General features: G+C 46.4%; 26 protein-coding genes. 21 read left to right on the plus strand and 5 right to left on the minus strand.

The window, feature by feature from the left end:
- Positions 1-28 precede the first annotated feature (28 nt).
- The 15 genes from SB724_RS00155 to SB724_RS00225 all read left to right on the plus strand — a co-directional run bounded on the left by SB724_RS00155 (position 29) and on the right by SB724_RS00225 (position 13,472).
- Positions 29-661: a YhbD family protein gene (locus SB724_RS00155; protein WP_181364944.1), complete on the plus strand. Its 633-nt coding sequence runs from the start codon at positions 29-31 to the stop codon at positions 659-661.
- A complete protein-coding gene (locus SB724_RS00160; RefSeq protein ID WP_012117144.1) occupies positions 652-1,365 on the plus strand; it encodes a polymer-forming cytoskeletal protein in 714 nt (237 codons plus the stop codon). Before SB724_RS00155 ends, SB724_RS00160 begins: the two co-directional genes overlap by 10 nt.
- Positions 1,366-1,376: 11 nt before the next feature.
- Complete coding sequence (locus tag SB724_RS00165; protein WP_410569682.1) at positions 1,377-2,087, plus strand: hypothetical protein; 711 nt, start codon at positions 1,377-1,379, stop codon at positions 2,085-2,087.
- A gap of 358 nt (positions 2,088-2,445) precedes the next feature.
- A complete protein-coding gene (gene prkA, locus SB724_RS00170; RefSeq protein ID WP_224224137.1) occupies positions 2,446-4,341 on the plus strand; it encodes a serine/threonine protein kinase PrkA in 1,896 nt (631 codons plus the stop codon).
- A 190-nt stretch (positions 4,342-4,531) separates the two neighbouring features.
- Positions 4,532-5,710, plus strand: coding sequence for a sporulation protein YhbH (gene yhbH / locus SB724_RS00175; protein ID WP_349551431.1), 1,179 nt, complete (start codon positions 4,532-4,534; stop codon positions 5,708-5,710).
- Between the two features lie 185 nt (positions 5,711-5,895).
- Positions 5,896-6,360, plus strand: a complete 465-nt coding sequence (locus SB724_RS00180) for a MarR family transcriptional regulator (protein ID WP_003155389.1) — start codon at positions 5,896-5,898, stop codon at positions 6,358-6,360.
- Between the two features lie 36 nt (positions 6,361-6,396).
- Positions 6,397-7,062 (plus strand): HlyD family secretion protein, encoded by a 666-nt coding sequence (locus SB724_RS00185; RefSeq protein ID WP_007610259.1) that lies wholly within the window; start codon positions 6,397-6,399, stop codon positions 7,060-7,062.
- 40 nt (positions 7,063-7,102) lie between these two features.
- Complete coding sequence (locus tag SB724_RS00190) at positions 7,103-8,698, plus strand: MFS transporter (RefSeq protein WP_003155387.1); 1,596 nt, start codon at positions 7,103-7,105, stop codon at positions 8,696-8,698.
- 25 nt (positions 8,699-8,723) lie between these two features.
- Complete coding sequence (locus tag SB724_RS00195) at positions 8,724-9,257, plus strand: NAD(P)H-dependent oxidoreductase (protein WP_003155386.1); 534 nt, start codon at positions 8,724-8,726, stop codon at positions 9,255-9,257.
- A 12-nt stretch (positions 9,258-9,269) separates the two neighbouring features.
- Positions 9,270-9,641: a hypothetical protein gene (locus tag SB724_RS00200; RefSeq protein WP_003155385.1), complete on the plus strand. Its 372-nt coding sequence runs from the start codon at positions 9,270-9,272 to the stop codon at positions 9,639-9,641.
- Positions 9,642-9,760: 119 nt separating this feature from the next.
- On the plus strand, positions 9,761-10,528 hold the full coding sequence (locus SB724_RS00205) for a hypothetical protein (protein WP_265972362.1): 768 nt from the start codon (positions 9,761-9,763) through the stop codon (positions 10,526-10,528).
- A gap of 2 nt (positions 10,529-10,530) precedes the next feature.
- Entirely contained in the window at positions 10,531-10,908 is a 378-nt protein-coding gene (locus SB724_RS00210; RefSeq protein WP_044801699.1) for a GntR family transcriptional regulator, read from the plus strand.
- Entirely contained in the window at positions 10,898-11,614 is a 717-nt protein-coding gene (locus SB724_RS00215) for an ATP-binding cassette domain-containing protein (RefSeq protein ID WP_044801698.1), read from the plus strand. Before SB724_RS00210 ends, SB724_RS00215 begins: the two co-directional genes overlap by 11 nt.
- Positions 11,615-12,532, plus strand: a complete 918-nt coding sequence (locus SB724_RS00220) for an ABC transporter ATP-binding protein (protein WP_265972361.1) — start codon at positions 11,615-11,617, stop codon at positions 12,530-12,532.
- Positions 12,525-13,472 carry an ABC transporter permease gene (locus tag SB724_RS00225; protein ID WP_265972360.1) on the plus strand — a complete coding sequence of 316 codons (948 nt, stop codon included), beginning with the start codon at positions 12,525-12,527 and terminating at the stop codon, positions 13,470-13,472. The genes SB724_RS00220 and SB724_RS00225 overlap by 8 nt, the downstream gene beginning before the upstream one ends.
- 92 nt (positions 13,473-13,564) lie before the next feature.
- Here SB724_RS00225 and cspB read toward each other — a convergent pair whose 3' ends face one another.
- Positions 13,565-13,765 carry a cold shock-like protein CspB gene (gene cspB, locus SB724_RS00230; protein ID WP_003155376.1) on the minus strand — a complete coding sequence of 67 codons (201 nt, stop codon included), beginning with the start codon at positions 13,763-13,765 and terminating at the stop codon, positions 13,565-13,567.
- A gap of 382 nt (positions 13,766-14,147) precedes the next feature.
- On the opposite strand from cspB, the gene SB724_RS00235 reads away from it, so the two are divergent.
- The gene (locus tag SB724_RS00235; RefSeq protein WP_265987445.1) at positions 14,148-14,978 is read left to right on the plus strand and encodes a MetQ/NlpA family ABC transporter substrate-binding protein; all 831 of its coding nucleotides are present in this window, start codon (positions 14,148-14,150) and stop codon (positions 14,976-14,978) included.
- Positions 14,979-14,994: 16 nt separating this feature from the next.
- Here the strand turns inward: SB724_RS00235 and SB724_RS00240 are convergent, their stop codons facing one another.
- Positions 14,995-16,074 (minus strand): GGDEF domain-containing protein, encoded by a 1,080-nt coding sequence (locus SB724_RS00240; RefSeq protein ID WP_038457408.1) that lies wholly within the window; start codon positions 16,072-16,074, stop codon positions 14,995-14,997.
- Between the two features lie 151 nt (positions 16,075-16,225).
- On the opposite strand from SB724_RS00240, the gene SB724_RS00245 reads away from it, so the two are divergent.
- On the plus strand, positions 16,226-17,617 hold the full coding sequence (locus SB724_RS00245) for an L-cystine transporter (RefSeq protein WP_410569687.1): 1,392 nt from the start codon (positions 16,226-16,228) through the stop codon (positions 17,615-17,617).
- A gap of 69 nt (positions 17,618-17,686) precedes the next feature.
- Here SB724_RS00245 and SB724_RS00250 read toward each other — a convergent pair whose 3' ends face one another.
- Positions 17,687-18,265, minus strand: coding sequence for a hypothetical protein (locus tag SB724_RS00250; protein ID WP_410569689.1), 579 nt, complete (start codon positions 18,263-18,265; stop codon positions 17,687-17,689).
- A 144-nt stretch (positions 18,266-18,409) separates the two neighbouring features.
- Between SB724_RS00250 and SB724_RS00255 the strand changes: the two genes are divergently transcribed.
- Both SB724_RS00255 and SB724_RS00260 read left to right on the plus strand, forming a co-directional pair.
- Positions 18,410-18,949 (plus strand): YhcN/YlaJ family sporulation lipoprotein, encoded by a 540-nt coding sequence (locus SB724_RS00255; protein ID WP_003155362.1) that lies wholly within the window; start codon positions 18,410-18,412, stop codon positions 18,947-18,949.
- Between the two features lie 120 nt (positions 18,950-19,069).
- Positions 19,070-19,972: a hypothetical protein gene (locus SB724_RS00260; RefSeq protein WP_025649518.1), complete on the plus strand. Its 903-nt coding sequence runs from the start codon at positions 19,070-19,072 to the stop codon at positions 19,970-19,972.
- Here SB724_RS00260 and SB724_RS00265 read toward each other — a convergent pair whose 3' ends face one another.
- On the minus strand, positions 19,973-20,638 hold the full coding sequence (locus SB724_RS00265; protein ID WP_044801693.1) for a spore coat protein: 666 nt from the start codon (positions 20,636-20,638) through the stop codon (positions 19,973-19,975).
- Between the two features lie 192 nt (positions 20,639-20,830).
- Between SB724_RS00265 and SB724_RS00270 the strand changes: the two genes are divergently transcribed.
- Entirely contained in the window at positions 20,831-22,885 is a 2,055-nt protein-coding gene (locus tag SB724_RS00270) for a bifunctional metallophosphatase/5'-nucleotidase (RefSeq protein WP_410569692.1), read from the plus strand.
- Positions 22,882-23,478 carry a class D sortase gene (locus SB724_RS00275; protein ID WP_032874231.1) on the plus strand — a complete coding sequence of 199 codons (597 nt, stop codon included), beginning with the start codon at positions 22,882-22,884 and terminating at the stop codon, positions 23,476-23,478. Before SB724_RS00270 ends, SB724_RS00275 begins: the two co-directional genes overlap by 4 nt.
- On the opposite strand, the gene SB724_RS00280 is transcribed toward SB724_RS00275, so the two are convergent.
- Positions 23,475-24,383, minus strand: a complete 909-nt coding sequence (locus SB724_RS00280; protein ID WP_265972355.1) for an RluA family pseudouridine synthase — start codon at positions 24,381-24,383, stop codon at positions 23,475-23,477. The genes SB724_RS00275 and SB724_RS00280 overlap by 4 nt on opposite strands.
- Between the last annotated feature and the right edge of the window lie 30 nt (positions 24,384-24,413).

The raw sequence follows: 24,413 nt of genomic DNA on the forward strand, positions 1-24,413 counted from the left end.
CAATACATTCATCGAAGGAGCTGGATTCATGGAGGAACAACTGATTTCTAAAAAAGAATTGCTGGAAGAAACATCAATTTCATACGGACAGCTGTACCGCTGGAAACGGAAAAATTTAATTCCTGAAGAATGGTTTATCCGAAAATCAACATTTACAGGCCAGGAAACATTTTTTCCGAGAGCGGAAATATTAAAACGCATCTCAAAAATACAGAAAATGAAAGAAAATCTGTCTTTGGATGAAATGAGAGAAATGCTGTCTCCGCAAATGACTGATGTCAATATAACGTCTGCGGAGCTGCTTCAAAAGGGACTGATTTCAAAGGCTGCGCTGCAAGTTTATGGCGAAGACGGCGTGACATTCACGTCCCGCGCGCTGCTGTCTTTATATGTGCTTGAAGGACTTTTGCAATCGGGCAATATCAGCCTTGAGGAAGGAAAGTTGGCGGCAGGGGTGCTGGAAACGTATGAGGCTTCCGAACTGAAAGCGAATACGGAGCTTGTCATGCTCCGAAAGCTTGGCGTAACGACGTGCTTCATCGCTGACGCGGAACATATTTTATTTGAACCGACTGTCAAAGTGGTTGAACGGGTGGCGCTTGCTGCGGCATCGGAAGAATTAAAAACGAAATGGATGCAGGAGGACCATCAATGGAAGTAACAGATAAATTAATCATCAACGGTTCAGGAAGTTCAAAAGGAGGCCGTTTTCATACAGTGGAGATCAACGGAAGCGGCACGGTGTCAGGTGATGTGGAGTGCGCGAGCTTTTTGTTTAACGGCAGCGGAAAAACAGACGGACATGTCAAGACGCAAACGCTGACGATCAGCGGTTCAGGGAAAATTTCCGGCAGTGCCGAAGCTGAATCCATCCGTATCAATGGAACGGGTGTCATTAAAGGTGATGTCAAAACGGAGCGGCTGAACGTCGCGGGATTTTCATCTTTCGGCGGCGGTGTGAAAGCTGATGATATTTTCATATCCGGGAAAGCCGGGATTGAAGGCGATTGCGAGACAGAGACGTTCCGTTCGGAAGGTAAATGCAAGATCGGCGGCCTGCTGAATGCCGATGAAGTCAGTATTAAGCTGACGGCGGGAGAAAGCCATGTGAAAGAAATCGGCTGCCGCCATTTGAAAGTGATGAGCAGAAAGAGCGTGCTTACGCGTTTTAAGCTGATGCCGGCCCCGGTGCTGACAGCGGAGCTGATTGAAGGTGACATCATTGAATTGGCGGACACGAACGCGAAGACAGTCCGCGGAAATCATGTGCGGATCGGCGCAGGCTGCACCATTGGGACTGTGGAATACAGCGGCGATTTTACATGTGATCCTTCCGCTTTGGTTAACAAAGTCGTGAAACGATAGGAGGAACTGCGATGGAAACGACAAAAAAATTGAGTCATTTAAAAATGTACGGAGCCGGACACGCCTCCGGCGGGGCCTACCAAAATGTAAGCATTAAAGGGGAAGGAACTGTCGGCGAAGGACTTCAAAGCGAACGCTGCCGGATATTCGGTACGGGACTTTTTCTCGGAGATGCCGAGATCAACAGGCTGAAAATTTTCGGAGAGCATGAAGTTGCAGGAGATTTATCAGCACGTTCAGCAAATGTGATGGGCACATTGAAAGTCGGCGGCTCCATGCGTTTCGCAACGATGAGGCTGAAAGGACTTGCTGAAATTGGCGGCGGGGCCGCAGGAGAGCAGTGTCATATAAAAGGAAGTCTCACCGTCGGCGGCGATTGCGAGACGGAGCTGCTTCATGTAACAGGATGTATCAATGTGGCGGGATTGTTAAACGCGGGGGACGTAAACATCCATTTGCGTTATGACCGAAGCCGCGTGAAAGAAATCGGCGGCACATCGATCACCGTCAGACGGAAACCCGGTTTTCTTAAACGGAAAGCCGGCACGCTTTCTGCTGAATTGATCGAAGGAGACGCAATTTACCTCGAATACACGGGAGCAGACATCGTCAGAGGAAAGCATGTGGAAATCGGCCCGGGCTGCAAAATCGGAAAAATCGAGTATCAAACAAGCTGCAAATCTCATGAAAAATCAACTGTCCAAGAACATATTCAAATATGAAACATTGTTATGTTGTGCAGGAAAGGGTGCTCTTTATGAAGAGCACCCTTTTTCCGTTATTTGTTTTCAGGTTTGCTGTCGTAACCCGCCGTAAAAATGGATACTAAAAAAGTGAGAATGACCCCAAGTAAAATGATCGTTTTCATCATTTCTCCTCCTCTTTGCTTTTCCATTTGATGTCCGAGTCTGGATGAAACTGTATTTCTTTCATTATGAACGGTGCACCGGACCCTTGTCAATGACGGCCTTATAACGTCTTTATTTTTAAGAAACGAAAAGCATGTATTATCACGTCACCGCATAGATTGTAACAAAGTACCTTATTTCTAGTGCATTAACCATGATAGAGGAGGTTCTTATGGATATATTAAAGAAAATTGAAAAGTACAGAGAGGAAGAGCAGCGTCTCAAATGGGAAGGGACGTTCGCTGATTATTTGGAGATCATAAAAGAAAATCCATTGGTCGCGCAGTCTGCTCATTCTCGCGTTTTTAATATGATAAAAGACAGCGGAATCGAGGAGGATGACGGTAAAAAGACATACAGCTTTTTCTCGCGGGAGCTGTTCGGCCTTGAGGAATCTCTGGAACGGCTCGTGGAGGAATACTTTCACCCGGCTGCCAAGCGGCTCGATGTAAGAAAACGGATTTTACTATTGATGGGACCCGTCAGCGGCGGAAAGTCAACTCTTGTCACCATGCTGAAAAAAGGGCTTGAAGCCTACTCATTGACAGACAACGGCGCTGTTTACGCCATTAAAGGCTGCCCGATGCATGAAGATCCTCTCCATCTCATTCCCCATCATCTGCGCGACGACTTCTACAGAGAATACGGCATCAGAATTGAGGGCAGCCTTTCTCCGCTTAATGTCATGCGGCTTGAAGAAGAATACGGCGGCAGAATTGAGGATGTAAAGGTTGAACGTATTTTCTTCTCGGAGGATAAACGTACCGGAATCGGAACCTTCAGCCCGTCTGATCCGAAATCACAGGATATCGCCGACTTGACGGGGAGTATTGATTTTTCAACAATTGCCGAATACGGCTCAGAATCAGATCCGCGCGCTTATCGGTTTGACGGTGAATTAAATAAAGCGAACCGCGGAATGATGGAGTTTCAGGAAATGCTGAAATGCGATGAAAAATTTCTGTGGCACCTTCTGTCACTCACGCAGGAAGGGAATTTCAAAGCCGGACGGTTTGCGCTCATCTCAGCCGACGAATTGGTTGTTGCGCATACGAACGAAACGGAGTACCGCTCGTTTATTGCCAATAAGAAAAATGAAGCCCTTCACTCCAGGATCATCGTGATGCCTGTTCCTTATAATTTAAAGGTGTCAGAGGAAGAACGGATTTATGAAAAAATGATTTCTGAAAGTGATGTTTCTGACGTACACATCGCCCCCCATACATTAAAAGTGGCCGCGATGTTTTCTATTTTGACCAGGCTGAAGGAACCGAACCGCTCTGATATTGATCTCGTCAAAAAAATGAGGCTCTATGACGGAGAAAGCGTTGAAGGTTACAATTCCGTTGATCTGGAGGATATGAAGAAGGAATTCCACGATGAAGGAATGAGCGGAATTGACCCGCGCTATGTCATCAACCGCATTTCCTCAACGATTATCCGAAAAAATATGGAATCGATCAATTCGCTTGACGTGCTGCGTTCCTTAAAAGAAGGACTTGACCAGCATCCGTCGATCTCCGCCGAGGACAAAGAGCGGTATATGAATTTTATTTCCGCCGCCAGGAAAGAGTACGATGACATCGCCAAAAAAGAAGTGCAGAAGGCGTTCGTCTATTCATATGAAGAATCCGCTAAAACTCTCATGGACAATTATTTAGATAATGTGGAAGCGTACTGCAATAAAAATAAGCTCCGCGATCCGCTGACGGGAGAAGAAATGAATCCTGACGAAAAACTGATGAGATCCATTGAAGAGCAGATCGGCATTTCAGAAAACGCGAAAAAAGCGTTCCGCGAAGAAATTTTAATCCGCATATCCGCCTATGCAAGAAAAGGAAAACGCTTTGACTATAATTCGCACGAAAGACTCCGCGAAGCGATTCAGAAAAAGCTGTTCGCAGACTTAAAAGATGTGGTGAAAATTACGACCTCAACCAAAACGCCGGATGAACAGCAGCTTAAAAAGGTCAATGAAGTTGTTGCAAGGTTAATAGATGAACACGGTTATAATTCGACTAGCGCTAATGAACTGCTGAGGTATGTCGGAAGCTTGTTAAACCGCTGATGTTTGATTTCATTGAGAGGCCCGTCTGTAAAAGGACGGGTTCTTTTGGCTGTTTTTCGCAATTGTTTGTCAATTGGAGAGTCCGTCCGGCATAAGATGAAAATAAATCTTTTCGCCGGACTTGTTTCATAAACAGGACCAAGCCGGAATACACATGTAAAACGACCATAACGGTTAAGGAGGGGAATTCATGTCCCGTAATGACAGCGGAAATTTTTTGATTTCAGAGGAAGACTGGTCCCTCCATCGCAAAGGCTTTGACGACCAGCAGCGCCACCAAAAGAAAGTACAGGAAGCGATAAAAAACAACCTTCCGGATCTTGTCACTGAGGAAAGCATTATTATGTCCAACGGAAAAGATGTCGTGAAAATCCCGATTCGTTCGCTTGATGAATATAAAATCCGTTATAACTATGATAAAAATAAACATGTCGGCCAAGGCGACGGCGACAGCGAAGTCGGCGATGTCGTCGCAAGAGACGGCGCAGATAAAAAGCAGGGTGCCGGAAAAGGCCAGGGAGCAGGCGATCAGGCAGGCGAGGATTATTATGAAGCGGAAGTTTCATTGATGGATCTGGAAGAAGCGCTGTTTCAGGAATTAGAACTGCCGAATCTGCAGCAAAAGGAAAGGGACAATATCGTCCATACCGATATCGAGTTCAATGATATCCGGAAAACCGGGCTGACAGGGAATATCGATAAGAAAAGGACGATGCTGTCGGCCTATAAACGAAACGCTATGACAGGCAAGCCCTCGTTTTACCCTATTTATCCGGAAGATCTGAAATACAAAACATGGAATGATGTGACGAAGCCGGAATCGAAAGCTGTCGTTTTAGCCATGATGGATACAAGCGGTTCGATGGGCGTATGGGAAAAGTATATGGCGAGGAGCTTCTTTTTTTGGATGACACGATTTTTACGGACAAAGTATGAAACGGTTGATATCGAATTTATCGCCCACCATACGGAAGCGAAGGTTGTGTCCGAAGAAGATTTTTTCTCGAAAGGCGAGAGCGGGGGCACCATCTGTTCCTCCGTTTACCGGAAGTCTCTTGAATTAATTGATGAAAAATATGACCCCGCCCGCTACAACATCTATCCGTTTCATTTTTCAGACGGAGATAACCTGACTTCGGATAACGCCCGGTGCGTAAAGCTCGTCAATGACATCATGAAAAAATCGAATCTGTTCTGTTACGGTGAGGTCAATCAATATAACAGGCACTCCACCCTCATGTCCGCCTATAAAAATGTCAAAGATGATAAATTTAAATACTACATCCTGAAACAGAAATCAGACGTATTTCAAGCGCTGAAAAGCTTTTTTAAAAATGAGGAAGACGGTGTAAGCAAAGCATCGTATTAAATATAAAGCCGAGTGAAGAATCGTGGGCCGCGGTTCTTCGCCCGGCTTTTTTAAATTAAAAATAAAGAGAAAAAACGGCATAAAAAAAATCCTTAAAAAATGAAACTTTTCTCTTTACAAATCTTCTTTCATTTATTAATATTTTATCTTGTGAACTATTATTAAGGGAATGAGGTGAAAAAACGGTGATTGAATCAGAGCTCGCTTTGCTCAGTTTTGAACAACTGTTTGATACTTCCAGATCGATTTACAAAAAGCAGAAAATGATTCTGGAGACAGTGCTTGAACCTTTTGATATTACAGTGCTGCAGTATCTGCTGATGTTCAAAATACATAAGAGCAAAAGCACGCAGCTTTCAAGGCTGGCTTTGTCGCTTGATCTGAAACCGGCGTCTGTCACGAGAATGACCGATATTCTGTATAAGCGCCGCCTAATGGTTCGGAGCGACTATCACGACGACCGGCGTGTTGTTATGATTCAGTTAACCGAAGAGGGGGAAGAACTTCTAAAGAAAGCTGCTGTTCAATATGCCGAAAAAGCGGCGGTCTTATACCGGCAGCTCAATACCGCTGAACTGCAGTACCTGCGCAAGCTTGCGGAAAGTTTAACGAAGCTTGCAAACGGCTGTGCAGTGAAAAACGGAAAATAAAAAAATCCCCACATATTTTTATCATCATTCCACAAAATGATAGAGGAAGAAACGAAAGGAGAAAACAAAATGAACAGAGGACGTTTAATTCTGACCAACATTATCGGTTTGATTGTTGTTCTTGCAATTATAGGCGGAGGTGCTTACTACTATTATCAAAGCACACACTATGTAAAAACCGATGAAGCAAAAGTTGCCGGCGACATGGCTGCTATCACAGCTCCTGCTGCGGGTAAAGTAACTGACTGGAACCTTGATGAGGGGAAAGAAGTAAGCAAAAACGACGTTGTTGCAAAAATCAAAGGACAGCAAAATGCTGACGTAAAAGCCATCATGGATGGAACAATCGTGAAAAACGAAGTGAAAAACGGCCAAATGGTGCAAGCCGGTACGACAATTGCCCAAGAAATTGACATGAAACACCTTTACATCACTGCAAACATTAAAGAAACAGACATTAGAGACATTGAAGTAGGAAACAAAGTAGACGTAATTGTTGACGGCGACCCTAATACAACATTTGACGGAACAGTAGAAGAAATCGGTTATGCGACAAATTCAACATTTGATATGCTGCCTTCTTCAAACTCAAGCGGCAACTACACAAAAGTAACGCAAAAAGTTCCTGTTAAAATTTCACTCAGCAACCCATCTGACAAGGTGCTTCCTGGTATGAACGCATCTGTAAAAATCTCTGAATAATACAGATCAGTCATCAAACCATGAAGGGAGGTTGTCTTAGGTGGCTAAATCAGATAATCAAGTAAAAAGTCCTAAAACATTGCTTATTGTGCTTATGGCCGGGTTATTCCTGGCGATCTTGAACCAAACGCTTCTTAACGTGGCGATGCCGCACTTAATGACCGAGTTCGGTGTGAGTGCGACGACGATTCAGTGGCTTACGACCGGATACATGCTGGTCAACGGTGTTTTGATTCCGTTATCTGCGTTCTTAATTACCCGGTTCGGACAGAGAAGCCTCTTTCTCGTAGCCATGTTCTGTTTTACAGCGGGAACGTTAGTCTGCGGAATCGCGCCTAACTTCTCAACCATGCTGATCGGCCGGTTAATTCAGGCGGTCGGCGGCGGTATCCTGCAGCCGCTGGTCATGACAACCATTCTGCTTATCTTCCCGCCTGAAAGCAGGGGGAAAGGAATGGGGATTTTCGGTCTTGCGATGATGTTTGCTCCGGCGGTCGGACCGACTCTTTCCGGCTGGATCATCGAGCATTACACATGGCGCATTATGTTCTACGGCCTTGTTCCGATCGGGGCAATCGTTATTATCATAGCGTTTTTCCTCTTTAAGAACTTGGTGGAACCGCAAAAAATCAAACTCGACAGCTTGGGTGCGATTCTATCCATTGTCGGATTTGCTTCATTGCTTTACGGAGTCAGTGAAGCGGGCAGCGACGGCTGGGGAGATCCGATCGTGCTGTCTACCGTCATCGTCGGTGTCATCGCGATTGCCGCGTTTGTCATTCAGCAATTGCGCTCTGAAAAACCGATGCTCGACTTCCGGGTATTTAAATATGATATTTTCTCACTTTCCAGTGTGATTAACATCATTATTACCGTTGCGCTTTACACAGGAATGTTCCTGCTTCCGATTTACCTGCAGAACTTAGTCGGCTTTACGGCGCTGCAATCGGGTCTCTTGCTATTGCCGGGCGCGATTGTCATGCTGATCATGTCGCCGATTTCCGGTATTCTGTTTGACAAAATCGGTCCGAGACCGCTTGCGATTATCGGGCTGGTCATCACGGTCGCAACGACATTCCAGTACACAAAATTGACAATTGACACACCTTACACGCACATTATGCTTGTCTATGCCATCCGCGCATTCGGTATGTCACTGTTAATGATGCCTGTTATGACAGCCGGAATGAACCAGCTTCCGGCACGGTTGAACAGCCACGGCACGGCGATGAGCAACACGCTCCGCCAGATCAGCGGATCAATCGGAACAAGTTTGATCACAACGATTTATACGAACCGTACGACAATGCACTATTCGCAGATTGCGGATAAAACGAGCACGGCTGATCCGAGCTTCATGCAGTCGTTCCAAAGCGCGGTTTCGAATTTAATGGTCAACATGAACATGTCGCTTGATGCGGCGAAACAAACCGTTTATTCATATCTCTACAAAACAGCTTCACTTAATTCCAACGTTATGGGGATTAATGACGCGTTTATGTGGGCGACGATCTTTGCGGTTATCGGCGTAGTCCTGAGCCTGTTCTTGCGTGACGTACGGAAAGACAAACAGCGGGCGAAGAAAAAAGAGGAGCTGTCATTGCTTCCGGCCCCTAAAGAAGTGAAGGAATCTTAATCATCTGAAATGGGAGGTTTCCTGAATGAAAATTTACGTAGTGTACGATAGTGAAGGCGAACATACAAAACACCTTGCTGAAGCCATTGCCGAAGGAGCACGAGAAAACGCTGAGGCTGAAGTCCTGATCGACCATGTCGATCAAGCGGACATCCGCAAGCTGAAAGACATGGATGCCATTATCTGGGGATGCCCGGGACACTTTGGCACCATCAGTTCAGGCTTAAAAGCGTGGATCGACAGACTCGGCTATCTGTGGGCTGAAGGCGAGCTGATTGATAAAGTCGGCGCCGTATTCTGTACGACGGCGACAACACATGGCGGATTAGAAATGACAATGCACAATCTGATCACTCCTATGTTTCACCAAGGCATGATTGTTGTCGGACTTCCCGGCAACGTTCCTGAAAACGCGCTGTACGGCTCTTACTACGGCGCGGGCGTCACATGCCCGGTTGACAGCGATGTGCTGATGACGGAAGAAGGCCTTCAATTAGGCCGTGCGCTTGGCAGACGTGTCAGCCAAGTCACAGGTAATCTAACTGCCGGACGACAGTAAGGAGAGGGTTATATGGCCATTATTATAGCGGTTATTGCTGCTGTCATTGTGATTGCACTTCTTATCACATTCAATGTCCGCAGCACTTCTGCAGGACAGGATGTCAAAGAAGAAAAGAGAGAAGCGATCGGCACTACAGCCGAACAGCCGGAAAAGCATGATCCGGCCGAGGAGCGCTCAGCCGAGCATGCTCCCGTCGTTGTAAAATCTGAATCTCCCCGTGAGAAAAAGAATACAATGGGCGATGATGTGTACCGTCAGGCGCTTCAGAAGTTTAAGACTTCTGAGACGGATCAGGAACCAAACGATCCTGATAGCGGCGGCAAAATGCAGGATAGCAGCTATCGTGATGCGCTGCTCTCCTTAAAAAACAAAAAGAAGTAATTGAAAAGGCAAATCCGCGTAATAGCGGATTTGCCTTTTTTTTATTGAAGATATTGTAATACACGATGATCTAGTGTACTATGTTACTCATACACTTGATCCGAATGGAGAGAGAAAGAATGACATCGTTTTTAGGTTTGCTGAAAAAAGATGCGAAGGTTTCATGGATTTGGCTCGCGGTGTGGCTTTGCGGCATGATTTGCTGGGCGTTTGCAGCCCACGTCATCGCTGCCCGTCAGAAAGAACCGCTCGTCATTTTCGGCTTTTTTGCGGCAATGGGGTTTTTTCAATTTCTTGTAGCGCCGCTGTTTATGTACTATCACCTTCATAAAGAAGGAAAAAACCAGCTGTGGCTTTACAATCCGAATGGAGGATTTTATCTGCTGGCTTCCAAGTTGACGGCCTCACTGCTGTATCAGTTGATCGGGCAGCTGGCGCTGACCGGCTACGGCATTTGGATGTACCGGATGCTTTCTGCAAAAGGAGCGCTGGAACACACCATTCCCCTGGCCGGCACATTAACCGGACTGAATGCTTACCTGCTGATCAGTTCAGCGTACTTATCTGTGATCGTGGCCGTATTTTGGACTGTTTTTCACTCATTAAAACATGTTCCCGTCCTCCGTTGGGTGATCTGCATCGTGCTTGTGTTTGTCTGGACCTATATTGACGATAAAATCATTACGCCTTTCACTTCATCTCAACATGATATATGGCCGGTAAAAGTGTATGCGGATTCTCATTTTCATTATACAAAATTGACTGGATGGACGATGGAGCTGAAAGCCGTCCACATTTCGCTTTTCAGTTTCCTGGCAGTGATCGTGCTTGCGGCGCTCTGTCTCGCGCTGGCCTCTATGCTGCTGAATCGAAAGGTTGAGGTGTAGTGATGGAGAATGAATTTCAGTCATCCAAGCCGATTTATCTGCAGATTGCCGATCGTGTATATTACCGGCTGATCCGAAGTGAGCTTTCACCGGGGGACAAACTGCCGTCCGTAAGGGAGATGGCCGTACAGATGAAAGTGAACCCGAACACGATACAAAGAACGTACAGTGAAATGGAAAGGCTGGGGATCGTGGAGACGAGAAGAGGACAGGGAACCTTTATAGCGGAAAGATCCGATCTGAAAGCGGAGCTGAAAGACAGGCTGACAAAAGACGTTTTCAAACGCTTTATTCAGGAAATGGCGGAGCTGGGGTTATCTCCTGAGGAAATGCTCGACGGGATCAAACGATATGCGGAGGAAGCAAACGATGAAGCTTGATTTTGAACGCGTAACAAAAAAATACGGCCGCAGGCTCGCGGTCAGCGATGTATCATTTTCATTGTCTCCGGGTAAAATCTACGGAATTTTAGGGCCGAACGGAAGCGGTAAATCAACAACGCTTAAAATGCTTGCCGGGCTTGCGTTCCCGACATCGGGCGCCGTCCGGATGGGAGACTGCGCAGTAAGCAGGAACATGCTGTTTCGTACGGCTTATTTAACCGAACATGATATGTTTTCCGCCCGGACGACCGTCGGTGATATGCTCACATTTTATCATTCGCAATTCCCGGATTTTCAGCTGGAAAAAGCACATAACCTATTAACGGAAATGAATCTTTCAGCGAAGCAGAAGATAAAAGAGCTGTCCAAAGGCAGCCGGGGCAGGCTGAAAATCGTTTTGGCCCTGTCGAGAAAAGCATCCGTCATTCTGCTGGATGAGCCGTTTTCAGGTCTTGATCCGGCGGTCAGAGAGTCGATTGTCAACAGTCTCGTATCTTATATTGATTTTGACAGTCAGATCGTCGTCATCGCCACACATGAGATCGGCGAGATTGAGACGCTGTTAGACGAAGTGATGGTTTTCATAAAAGGGGAAATCGCTGAACGGCGCGAGGTCGAAGAAATTCGGGAACAGGAAGGAATGTCCGTGCTGCAATGGTACAGAAGCGTCATGCAGGCGCACGAAATAGAAGGGGGATTCTAATTGGAAACGGTATTAGAACTGCAACAGGTAAAGAAAATGATAAAAGGACGAACGATTATTCATGATCTGAGCTTCTCCGTCCGGGCGGGCGAAGTGTTTGGATTTTTAGGGCCGAACGGAGCGGGGAAAACCACTACGATCAGAATGATGGTCGGATTAATGAAACTGTCTCAGGGAGACATCGTAATCTGCGGGGAATCTATTACGAAAAACTATGCAAAAGCGGTCAGGCACGTCGGGGCCATCGTGGAAAACCCGGAGCTGTACAAATTCCTGAGCGGCTATAAAAATTTACAGCAGTACGCAAGGATGGTAAAAGGCGTTACGAAAGAAAAAATAGATGAGGTCATCGAGCTCGTCGGGTTGCAGGACAGAATACATGACAAAGTAAAAACCTACTCTCTCGGAATGAGACAGCGTCTCGGCCTCGCCCAAAGCCTGCTGCATAATCCTAAGGTGCTGATTCTGGATGAACCGACAAACGGCCTTGATCCCGCGGGCATCAGGGAAATCAGGGACCATCTGAAAAAGCTGACACGTGAAAAAGGAATGGCTGTCATCGTCTCAAGCCATCTGCTGTCAGAAATGGAGTTAATGTGCGACCGAATCGGCATTTTGCAAAAAGGGGAGCTTGTCGATATTCAAAAAGTAAGGGATGAAGGAAAAGAGGATAAAGATACATACTTCTTCCATATTGAACAAAGAGAAGAGGCTCTTGCCGTTCTGAGTCAGTTTGACTGTATGAAGAAGACAGACGGCATTGAAATCAAGCTGTCAAAACAGGAAGTGCCTGATGTGATATCACTGCTCGTCCGTGAAAACATCCGCTTATATGAAGTGAAAATCATGACAAAATCTTTGGAAGACCGTTTCTTGGAGATTACCGGCGGGACGAAAGAGGAGGTTCAATATGTTTAAGCTGATCTATAATGAATGGATAAAAATTTTCAGCCGCGTCGGCACGTGGGCTATGATTGTAATTTTAGGCGTTTCGATGATCGGTTTTGCGCTTCTGTCAAACCATTTCACCTCCAGCGAAGCCAATCCGAATTGGAAACAGGAGCTCCAGGCTGAAAACAAAGAAATGAAACAGCAGATGAAGGAAACCGGAAATCAGACTCTCATTGATAACCTGAAACAGAATGTCGCGATAAATCAATACCGTATGGACCATAACATCCCCGAGGATACAGGGGACACAGTGTGGTCATACGTAGCTGATTCTTCGATGATGACTGTTTTGACCGGGCTGTTTACGATTATCATTGCCGCAGGCATCGTGGCGAATGAGTTCAACTGGGGGACGATCAAGCTGCTGGCTATCCGTCCGCTCAGCCGTTTTCAGATTTTGTTATCTAAATATATGACGGTGCTGCTGTTCGGACTGTTGATGCTTGTGATTTTATTTGCCGGCTCCGCTCTGCTGGGATTGGTCTTTTTCGGGACAGGCGGAGATACTGCGGCTGATGTTCATCTCGTATACAAAGACGGCCATGTTTTTGAGCAAAATATCATCGCTTTCCTCGCTAAAACATATGTCTATGAATCTGTCTCCGCTTTTATGCTTGCGACGATGGCGTTTATGCTGTCTGCGGTATTCCGGAACAGCTCATTAGCGGTCGGATTTTCTATTTTTCTATTGGTTATGGGGAACACGGCCACGGTATTTCTTGCTGCGAAATTTGAATGGACCAAATATATTTTATTTGCGAACACGGATTTGTCGCAATATATGAACGGGACTCCTTTAGTAGAGGGGATGACGATGACATTTTCGGTTGTGATGCTTGTGATTTACTTCGTTATTTTTCTGGCGCTCGCATTCGGCGTCTTCTTAAAACGCGATATTGCCACCTGATATAAAAAAGCTGTTTTGCCTTTGCAAAACAGCTTTTCGTTTTAGATGAAAAAAAACCTGCCGGCGTAAACCGGCAGGTTTTTTAAAACAATTTATGCTTTTGTTACGTTAGCAGCTTGTGGTCCGCGGTTTCCTTCAACGATTTCGAAAGAAACAGATTGGCCTTCTTCTAAAGTTTTGAAGCCTTCGCCTTGAATAGCAGAGAAGTGAACGAATACATCGTCTTGACCTTCTACTTCGATGAATCCGAATCCTTTTTCAGAGTTGAACCATTTTACTTTACCTTCTAACATGAAATTTCCTCCTAAAGCGACATAACGCTTAAATTCACTATTCTTGCTCTAAAACAAACTTCCAAGACGAAAACTCTTACAAAACTTTCTTCTTAAAGATAGTTCGAACAAAAATAATTACCTTTACTCTACCAGTAATTCGAAGAAAAAACAACTGCTAAATGTAACTTTTTTCGAAATAACATGTTTTAAGAGGAGAACGCTCTGATACGGAAATCTGATTTGGGACTAGAACAGCCCATTTTCAGCTGATAAAAACCGCTTTACAGCCTCTTAAGGAAGCAATTGACAACCCTTTTTTAAATCGGTATTGTATGTAATCATGAGCCCGAATACCATGGTGCAGCCTCTGTACATAAAAATAGATAGGGAGTAGGTCAACTTGAACCTGCGGCTTATAAACAGTCTGTTTCTTTTCATTTTGATCATATCACTTACTTTATGCCATTATCCTGACGGGAACCGGACAATTACTATCGGAATCAATGAATCTGATCAATCGATCTGGGAGTTTGTCGCGAAAAAAGCCGGTGAGGAAGGATTGCAGCTTTCTTTGGTAACGTTTTCGGATTATGCCGAGGCCGATTTGGCGCTTGCCGGCGGGGATCTCGACGCCAATGCGTTTCAATCCGTTTCTTATTTTCAATCTTTGCCGCCTCATGTGAAAAAGAAGCTGGCTCCTTTAGGAACGACATATGCGGCATCGCTGGGGGTGTATTCCAAGCAATATAAACGGCTGAAGGATATACCGGACGGAGCGGTCATTGTCGTGCCTGATGAAGCGGCGGCCTTCGGCAGGGCGCTTTTTCTCATGCAGGAGGCCGGACTGATGACATTGAAAAAGGGATTCACCGGTACGGGTTCAACTGATATGATCAAGGACAACCCGAAGCATCTGACCTTAAAAACGGAAACAAAAAAGAACGCATATCAGGCGGCGGAACATGCTGACGCAGCAGTTCTCAGTCAAAGCGAGGCGAAAAGAGCAGGATTTCATGCGGAGAAGGACGCGCTGATCCGATCGGCGCAAATGAAGGAAGCGTATATTCATCTGATCGCCGTCAGGGCTGAGGATAAAGATGATGAACGGATGCAAAAACTCCTGTCTTTGTATCAATCAGATGATACCGCGGCGTTTATTGAAAAAGAATATGAGGGCAGCCTGATTCCTGTTTTCCTGAAAGGCGGCTTTCTCACTGAAAAGAAAGAATGATTTCCTCTTCGGGCGATCATTCTTTTTTTTCAGTGCTGCACACTTGATTGCGCCCTGATGTTTTCGCTTTGTAAAGCATCCGGTCCGCGATCAGGGGCAATGTCTGAGGATCCGATGTATTTGTCGGATAATGCGCGATGCCGAGGGAAACGGTCACGGGAATTGTATCTCCGCTCGTCAGCAGAATCGGGTTCGCGTCAATCGTGTGCCTGATTTCTTCTGCGAGGTGAAGCCCTTTTGTATACGTGCAATTGGGCATAAGCACGGCAAATTCTTCGCCGCCGATGCGGGCTGACGGGTCAGAACTGCTGAGTAAGAACCTCAGACGCGTCCCCAGTTCTTTCAGTACTCGATCCCCTTCATAATGGCCGTATTGATCATTGATCTGCTTAAAGTGATCAATATCCAAATAAATAAGCGCGAGCTGAGACGAGGGGGATTGAGACGCCCGATCGTACAGAACGCGCGAGACTTCCTCGAATTTTCTCTTATTAAAAATCCCCGTCAGAAAATCATAATTCGCTTGAAACTTGTATTGCTTGAACAAAAGGCGGGCATCGGCTTCGTGTTTGATGATATACAGCGACAGCATTCCGCCCAAGGTGGAAATAAGCCAATAATAAACGAGGGCCCCGGCAGGCTGTTCAGGCATAAGAAACAGCAGCGTCAGGGTGAAAATAACATTTGAAAAAAGCAGCATAACGAACGCCATTTTGTGATCCGGCTTTTTTCCTCTGAGGACGGCCGCAGAAAGTATCGCAATAACCCCGACGGCGGCGATGGAAAAAATGGCGCTTGTATTGAAATTGATCAAGATACGGCCTGCGACGATAATCGCAAAGGCGGCTGCCGTAGACACCCAGCCTCCGTAAAGAGCGGCGATGATAATGGGGATATTTCTGAGATCAATGATGGAATCGGAGTAAGAAAAGCCGAAAGCAATCAGAAAAACCCCTAAAAGCCCGCAGACCGTCCCCTTCAGTAATTGAAAGATCAGACGGTCTTCTTTATACGAAAGCGACTCTTTAAAAAGAAGGGTGAAGAGATAATTAAATGTAATTAAAATCGTTAAATTAAGAAACAGTTCCTTCAGCATAACAATCACCCTTATATAAGTTACTAGAGAAAGGGTGGAAAGAAAAGAGAAAAGTCTATAAAAATACATATTTTGTCAATCCTTACTTGACCGATCGGAATTCATATAATATAGTGTTAAAGGATAATGAGCAAGGGAGTGTTTACCTGTTTTGGAGAATTTATTTATAGTCTTACATGTTTTCATTATGCTTTTGCTTATAGCAGGTCTGTTTGTCATGCAAAAGAAACACGTTTCCTTTTCTAAACGTGTCTTTACCGCGCTCGGACTAGGCATTGTATTCGGTTTTGCACTGCAATTGATTTACGGGCCGGCTTCACATATCGTGACACAAACGGCCGATTGGTTTAATATTGCCGGCGGCGGTTATGTCAAATTGCTTCAGATGATCGTCATGCCGCTAGTCTTTATTTCTATTCTCGGCGCATTTACGAAGCTGAAACTGACCCATAACATCGGGAAAATCAGCGGACTGATCATCGGAATTTTGATCGCTACGACAGCAATTGCTGCGGCAGTCGGAATTGCTTCCGCGCTATCCTTTGATCTGAAAGCCGTTCATATCGACCAGGGAAGCACCGAGTTATCAAGAGGCCAGGAGCTGCAGCAAAAATCTGAGGATATGACGGCCAAAACGCTGCCTCAGCAAATCGTTGAGCTTCTGCCGGGAAATCCGTTTCTTGATTTCACGGGGGCCAGACCGACTTCCACCATCGGAGTCGTTATTTTCGCCGCTTTCCTCGGCATCGCTTTTCTTGGCGTGAAACGGAAGCAGCCGGAGCACGCTGCGACTTTCAGCGGAATTGTCGATGCGGTATACGCGATTATTATGCGCGTCGTGACATTAATTTTAAGACTGACGCCTTACGGGGTATTGGCGATTATGACAAAGACGATCGCGACAAGCGACATCGACAGCATTGCGAAACTGGGGATGTTTGTGATCGCTTCATACGCCGCGCTTATCGTCATGTTTATCATTCACTTGCTGCTGATTACGTTCAGCGGTTTAAATCCGATCACATACGTGAAAAAAGCATTTCCTGTCATGGTGTTTGCGTTTACGTCCCGCTCAAGCGCAGGGGCTTTGCCGCTCAATATTAAAACACAAAAAAGCATGGGCGTCCCTGAAGGAATTGCGAACTTCGCCGGTTCATTCGGCTTATCGATCGGTCAAAACGGCTGTGCCGGCATTTACCCGGCGATGCTCGCGATGATGATTGCGCCGACAGTAGGGCAAAACCCGTTTGAACCGGGATTTATCATTTCCGTCATCGCCATCGTGGCAATCAGTTCATTCGGTGTAGCAGGCGTGGGAGGCGGGGCGACATTTGCGGCTCTGCTCGTCCTATCCGCTTTGAACATGCCTGTCGCGCTTGCCGGACTGCTCATTTCAATTGAGCCGTTAATTGACATGGGGCGCACCGCCTTAAATGTCAGCGGCAGTATGACCGCAGGGCTGTTAACAAGTAAAATGACGAAGGAAACCGATACCGCGGTGTACAATGATTCCACAATCGTCATTGAAACTGAAGAAGCTTAATAAAAAAGCAGATAGCGCTAAAACGAAAAATCCTTCATCGTTGAACGAATGAAGGATTTTTTTTCGTTTCTAATGATTTCCGGGTTCAATTTCTTCCAGCATATTCATCACGGTGCTGTCATTTAAAACATTTACCGCGCTTTCTTCGAAGTGAATCGGCTCGGTATAGTGAGGCTTCGGCGAAGTTTCTTTACTGCGGCTGCGGTCTGCCTGTCTGTCCGTATGGGATGAGCCGGAGTGATTGCGGGAAGTCTGCTCATGCTGCTGTCCGCCGGATTCGTCGCCGAAAGCCTGTTTAATCAGGTCGGCAGGCTGCAATGAGCCGGTTTGTGAATGCCGGGCTTTGTCCGTGTGCTGCTGTCCGCCGGATTCGCCGCCGAAAGCCTGTTTGATCAGCTCGGCAGGCTGCAATGAGCCGGTTTGTGAATGCCGGGCTTTGTCTGCGTGCTGCTGTCCGCCGGATTCCCCGCCGAAAGCCTGTTGAATCAGGTCAGCAGGCTGCATGGAGTGTGTGCCATCTTTATGCTGCATTCTGCCTGAAACCATTCCGGAGATTTTCCGGCGGATTTCGGGTGATAAAGCTGCAATCAGAATCGATGATCCGATCAGCAGCGCTGTCGGGCTGATACCGCTTTTTTTTCTGAACAAGTTAAATCCCTCCTCATTCAATTGATTACGCTTACCTTTCCCTTTCCTTCTGATATTTATCCAAACCGTTCAGAATGCAAACGGCGTGCATAAATCCCGCCGAATAGAAAAACCTATACGTAAAGTGAGAAAGGAGGAATTCACATGATAAAAAAACAAGCAGTTATCTCTGCCCTTCTTCTGCCGATGCTGATTACCGCAGGGTGCAGTATGGGGAACCAAGGAGAAGGAAAACGAAATGACAACCGCACCCAGAATGTAAATTACCGCAACACGCCTAACGACGGTGCGACAAATATGAATACAGTGAACCGTCATAACCAAAACACCGATCACAATGACAATCGTAACCTGAGAGTGGCTGATAAAGCCGCCGACAAGGTGACTGATTTAAAAGAGGTTAAAAATGCGACTGTGATCGTTGCCGGAAACAGCGCATATGTTGCCGTTGTTTTGACAAACGGGCAAAAAGGCGCCATCGCCAACCATTTGAAAAATAAGATTACCGATAAGGTGAAATCAGCCGATAAACATGTCCGGACTGTATATGTATCAGCGAACCCGGACTTCGTTGAACGCATGCAAGGCTACGGAAAACGAATCCAAAACGGACATCCTGTATCCGGTCTGTTTGATGAATTCGGCCAAATGGTGCAGCGTGTATTCCCAAACCCCAATAAATAACTGAATGGAAAAGCCGCATTTGCTGCGGCTTTTTTATTTTATCTGCCGTCACGACCCAGCGCTCCTGAGCATAAAGTAAAGAATGAGATGAAAATGAAAGGATCGGGGAGGGGAGCTTGTTTGCGTGACGGCATGGGGAAACGGGCGGCATTCACTCTGATCCTGTGCGGAGTCCTTGTCATATTGGCTGTCAGTTCAGCCGTTTCAGTAAGTATGATGTACGTCCTGTCAGGCCAAAACAGCCGCTCTGTTCCGACGAAGGAACAAGTGACTGAACACATGAATAAAGAAATTTACAAACATACAGCGATTTACTATACGGCGGATGAAAAGCCGCTCTTGGATCTGACCAAGCTTACGCTGGACCACGCAAAGCGTATCAATCAAATCATTGTCGGCTATAAAGGTGCAGCGCCACTTGAACTCATTTTCTTTTCGGATGAAGCTGAAATGGAGCAATATTCAGGATTGAAAAATGTAGTCGGTTTTTATTCAGAACAGGAGCAGATGATGGGGCTTTTGCCTGAAGAGAAAAAACAGCTTCTGAAAAAAGATGAGCTGGCCGTTTTCATGTATAAGCAATTGATTATACATGAATATACACACTACGCGTTTCACCAAAAAACGCGGCAATTGGGGACGGATACGTCTGTATTTCCGCTTTGGTTTCATGAGGGGCTGAGCGAGTGGGTCGCGCATTATGATGTAGTCATTGATCCGATTGCATTTTCCGTCGTGCCGTTTGATCAATTAACGACCGACCGAAAATGGCAGAAATCGCGTATGGAATATGAAACAGATGTCTATTTGCAAAGCTTCTATATGATAAAGGACTTAACCGAAACATTCGGAGAAGGCATTATCTTAACCATTATCAACAAAACCGCCGAAACACAGGATTTTGAAAAAGGCTTTGAAGCGGCTACGAAAGAAAGCCTGAAACGATTTGAACATGATTTCACAAAAGCATATGAAAAAAAGAAAACGGCATTGGAGAGTCAGGTTTCCAACGCCGTTTTTTAATCAATGGAGGTTTTGCTGCTGCTGTCCCATTTGTCCTTTAATCGGAGGCATTTGCGGCTGTCCCTGGGCCGGTGCAAATGAATTCAGCATGGTCTGCATATCTTGTGCATTGAGCTGAGGAACCTGATAATAACCGTGTTTATTTTGGTATAAGAAGATTTCAAACGCCATTTCGACATATTGCTGAATTTGGGCGGAGAGCACTCTTCTTGTGACGGGATTGGTCATTTCAAGCGAGCTCATCGTCAAGAGAGAAGCTTGAGCTTTAATCAGGCCGAGCATATGGCCGCTGATCCCGAGATCTTTGACATCATTTAATGATTGATTCGGTTTTTTCGGCTGAGTCGGTTTTATACCGTAGACGGCCTGGTTCTGTTCCTTCATCATATATGTCGACGTTTCCTGAGAAGGCTTTTGGCCGGTCTTAAAGCATTCTGCCGTCAGATTATAGAGTCCCAGAATGAATTGATACTGGCGGTCAAGGATGTCGGCCAGATGCTGATCCTGTATAAACTGTCTGAGCATCATAAATTGATCCAAAACACCGACTGTTCCGGCCAGCACTTCATGCATATCGAAAAGCTCATGTCCTCCGTGATTCACTTGCGGTGAACCCGGGATCCCCTGATTTACTGGCGGCTGCTGCTGATTCTGCTGCTGTTCCACTGGTTGTTTTCCTCCTTCATGTCAAATCATCATTAAGATGTGAAAAAAGCCGATCCGTTATACATCAAGACCTGTTTCGTTACGTGGGGATTATTTACTATTTTGCGCCAGCGAAGACAATCTTTACAAAAAAGTGATGTGATTTTTAAGAAAATAAGCTAACGTATTTCTTAGAAGACAGGGGGGAAATGAATGAAGAAAATAAGGGGTATGCGTCTTTCGTGCTGTCTGCTGACGGTTTGTTTTATGATGTTCAGCGTGAAAGATGCGGAAGCAATCGGACAAGCAGGATCACTGAATGAAGCTGGAACGGATAAAGCGTATAAAGAACGGCAGACTGAAGACTCCGGCCGTGTCCCGCTCAGAATCATCAGCATGAATGATCTGCACGGAAAAATTGATCAGCAATATGAGCTTGACCTTAACGGAGACGGTAAACCGGATGGCACTTTCGGGCGGATGGACTACGCCGCAGCGTACATTAAAAAGGCGAAAGCCGAGAAAGAACACGCCCTCGTGGTACATGCGGGCGATATGATCGGGGGCAGCTCTCCCGTGTCAGCCCTTTTTCAGGATGAACCGACAGTAGAACTGATGGAAGACATCGGTTTTGATGTCGGAACTGTCGGCAATCACGAATTCGATGAAGGAACGAATGAGCTTAAACGGATCATCAATGGAGGAGATCATCCGGACGGTAAGGGGACAAGCGGTTATGACGGCCAAAATTTCCCGCTCGTCTGCGCCAACTGTAAACTGAAGTCAGGGGAGTCCTTTCTGCCGCCGTATGAAATTAAATACGTTTCCGGAATTCCGGTCGCATTTATCGGGGTTGTAACCAGATCGGCGGCAGGCATGGTCATCCCGGACGGAATTAAAAATATTACGTTTACGGATGAGGTAAAGGCTGTCAATGACGCTGCCGCTGACTTGAAGAAAAAAGGAATTAAAGCAATCGCCGTGCTCGCTCATATGTCTGCTGAACAAAATGGCTCAGCCATCACGGGAGAATCCGCAAAGCTTGCAAGCGGAACAGACTCAGAGATTGATGTGATTTTCGCCGCGCACAATCATAAAGTCGTAAACGGAGAAATCGACGGCAAGCTGATCGTGCAGGCATTTGAATACGGAAAAGCAATCGGAATCGCCGATCTTGAACTAGATAAAGAGTCGAAGGATATCGTGAAAAAATCAGCGGAAATCCAATATATCGATCAAAGTAAAATCAAGCCTGACCCGGCTGCGGCAGGCATATTAAGCAAATATGAAGAGAAAGTGAAACCGATTATCAGCGAAACGATCGGGGAAGCGGCCCATGATATAACGGGCGGGTATTCAAATGACGGTGACACGGCGCTCGGAAATCTGATTGCCGACGGTATGAAAGCGAAGATGAAATCCGATTTTGCGCTTATGAATGGAGGAGGCATCCGGGACGGCATAAAAAAAGGGACGATCACATGGGGAGACCTTTATAATGTACAGCCGTTCGGCAATGTGCTGACGAAGCTTGAAATCAAAGGAAAAGATTTGGGGGAGATCATTAACGCGCAAATTTCTCCGGTGTACGGACCGGATTACAGCATCAGCGGATTTTCCTATACATGGAACCCGGAAACCGGACAAGCGGTTGATATGAAAATGGCGGACGGTACAGACATACAGCCCGAAAAAGGATATACAGTAACAGTCAATCAATTTATGGCGACGGCAGCGGGGGCAAAATACGGTCCGATCGGGAAACTCGGCAAGAATCCGGTGACGGGGCCTGAGGATTTGGAAGCGACAGTAGACTATGTCAAAAGCTTTTCCGCACCGATTTCTTATCAGACCGACGGCCGCATCCGCACGGCATCAGCCGCCGAAACACCTGATGACACCGGCAATCAGCCGGGAAGCGGGGAAACACCGGGCGGCACCAGGCCTGATAAAGGAGAAAAACCTCAAGCGGAAAAACCCGCTAAAAAACCGGATGCAGCAGTACAGCCTGATCAAACCAAAAAACCTAAACGTCCTGTCGCAGAAGAAACAGCATCTGATACAGTGCAGCCAATTCCCGAATCCCGTCCGGCGTCTGCCGCAAATTCGGAACAAAGCACAGAACAGACTGAAAGCGGCACACAAAAAGGCCGCCCATTGCCTGATACTTCAGCGGGCAGCCATCAGACGGCATTGGCCGGACTGGTGATCACGGGTGCCGGCGTATATTGGCTTTTCAGAAAGAAAAGGGGAACCCGCACACGATGAACAAACTGAAACATATTCCGCTTCTCGTCATCATCGTGGGTATCATCATCACATGTTACGGAAGCTGGAAGATCATTGATTCACATATGAAAACGAACCAATCGCTTGAAGAAGCAAAAAAAGCAACAGAACCTGTCTTGGAAAAGAAAAAAACAAAAAGCGCTGTGCTGACACAGCGCAAAAAAGAATTTCACCCCGAAACGGGTGAGGCAAGCGGCATTTTAGAAATCCCTGAAATCGACGCTGAGCTCCCGATCGTCGAAGGGACTGACGCAGATGATTTAGCAAAAGGCGTCGGACATTATAAGGACAGCTATTATCCGGGCGATCACGGCCAAATTGTGTTATCCGGCCACAGGGACACGGTGTTCCGCCGGACCGGCGAACTGAAAAAAGGAGACAGACTGAACGTGATTCTGTCTTACGGCACGTTTTCTTATAAAATCAGCCGTACAAAAATCGTCAGCCGGGATGATACATCTGTCATCACCCTTCAGCACAAGCGGGAGGAACTAATCCTGACCACTTGCTATCCGTTTTCTTACATTGGAAATGCGCCGAAACGATATATTATATATGCCGACCCGGTTTAAGAAAAATACGTTTCAGTAAAATGAGCCAGATCAGCCGGCATCTGCGCCTCGGCAACGATTTCTTCTCCTGAGATCGGATGGACGACACTGACTTTTTTGGCGTGAAGCGCCTGCCTGTGAAACAGCGTCCTGCTTCCGCCGTACAGCGCATCGCCCGCTAACGGATGGCCGATGCTTGCCATATGCACCCTGATTTGATGTGTTCTCCCGGTTTCCAGTTCAAGCTCTGCCAATGTAAGCTGCGCACCGGGATGATAGCCTTTCACTTTGTAATGGGTGACGGCGGCTTGTCCGCCGGGTGAGACGCGCCGTCTGACGGAATGTGACCTGTCGCGGCCGATCGGCGAGTCAACCGTGCCTTTTTTAGGCGTCACTTTTCCTTCCGCCACGGCGATATAGGTGCGTTTTAATGTTTTGGTTTCGAGCTGACGGTCAAGGATTGCATGGGCCAGGCGGTGTTTCGCGAAAACGACCGCGCCTGACGTGTCACGGTCAAGACGGTGAACGTGGCGCACTTTCGCCTGCTCGCCGTTGATTTGAAAATGGTAAGCGATCAGGTTGCTGAGGGTGCCGGTCTGACCCTCTTCATTTGGATGAGTCGGCATTCCCGCCGGCTTATTTGCAATCAGCATATGATTGTCCTCAAATAAAATGTCCGGCTCTCCGTATTCCGGAGTCACCGAAGAACCCGTTTTTTCCTGAAGATCAATGAATAAGCGATCTCCGGTTTTCAGTATGATGTTGTTTTTCGGTGATGTTCGATTCACCTGGATGCTTTCTTGGTTCATCCATTCCGTAATTACGGGTTTTGACGCCTGGAATTCAGATTTCAGGACTGAAAACAGCCATTGTCCGGCGTGCTTTTCCGTAATCAGGAGTTCCAGACCGCGGTCATTTTGTTTCATATCATAAAGCTCCTTTTCAAGCGGAAAGCG

The sequence above is a fragment of the Bacillus sp. SIMBA_031 genome (assembly GCF_046535225.1).
GTDB classification, from domain to species: domain Bacteria; phylum Bacillota; class Bacilli; order Bacillales; family Bacillaceae; genus Bacillus; species Bacillus velezensis.